Source organism: Shewanella sp. CG12_big_fil_rev_8_21_14_0_65_47_15 (assembly GCF_002783505.1).
Lineage (GTDB): Bacteria > Pseudomonadota > Gammaproteobacteria > Enterobacterales > Shewanellaceae > Shewanella.
Genome location: NZ_PFGL01000029.1, coordinates 28,750 through 29,665, shown reverse-complemented (window position 1 = coordinate 29,665; position 916 = coordinate 28,750). Strand labels below are relative to the sequence as shown.

At 45.3% G+C, this 916-nt stretch carries 2 protein-coding genes; both read right to left on the bottom strand.

Going from position 1 to position 916, the window contains the following annotated elements; all coding sequences use genetic code 11:
* Positions 1 to 477 (bottom strand): class II fructose-bisphosphate aldolase (locus tag COW15_RS08540; RefSeq protein ID WP_293631763.1); only part of this gene is annotated, 477 nt, incomplete at its 3' end.
* A 149-nt stretch (positions 478 to 626) separates the two neighbouring features.
* Positions 627 to 916: phosphoglycerate kinase (gene pgk, locus COW15_RS08535; RefSeq protein ID WP_293631762.1), on the bottom strand; the 290-nt coding region annotated here is incomplete at its 5' end.

The window sequence follows — 916 nt, the reverse complement described above, 5'->3', positions numbered from 1 at the left end:
ACCGTCTTCTTCGCCCGCTTGGCCAGTTTCTAAACTGCCTAAACAGCCAATTTCACCTTCAACAGACACACCACAAGCATGGGCAAATGCTACAGTACGGCGAGTGACATCAACGTTGTAATCGTATGACGCAGGTGTTTTTCCATCAGCCATTAGCGAGCCATCCATCATGACTGATGACATGCCTAACTGAATTGAACGCTGACAAATGTCAGGATCAGTACCGTGATCTTGATGAATACACACCGGGATATCAGGATACTGCTCAAGTGCCGCTGCCATTAAATATTTTAAAAATTGTGGGCGAGCATATTTACGTGCACCAGCAGAAGCCTGAACAATCACAGGGCTGTCGGTCGCTTCAGCCGCTTGCATAATTGCACGCATTTGCTCAAGGTTATTCACGTTAAAAGCAGGGACGCCATAACCATGCTCTGCAGCGTGGTCGAGCAGTTGTCGTAGAGAGATAAGAGCCATTTTTTGTTCTCCAATAATAGGGTGATTACTCACCTAGGTCACTATCGTTTGGACGGATTTTTTACTCTACCGCAGCTAAACAACCACTGTGGTAGAGCAGTTTTTTTATAGTTATTATTTGGTTTTACGGCATCAATACTTGGTGTGGACTAAGCGCCACGCTTTTCAAGCATTGCTACTGCGGGAAGTTCTTTGCCTTCTAAAAACTCAAGGAAAGCACCACCGCCGGTTGAAATATAAGATACTTTGTCGGCAATATTGTATTTATCCACTGCCGCTAGAGTGTCACCACCGCCGGCAATAGAAAATGCTTTTGAATTAGCAATGGCCTCAGCAATACGCTTAGTACCTTCACCAAATTGATCGAATTCAAACACGCCCACAGGACCATTCCAGACTATGGTACCAGCTTGCTCAATTATCTTAGCCAGGGCTTCAG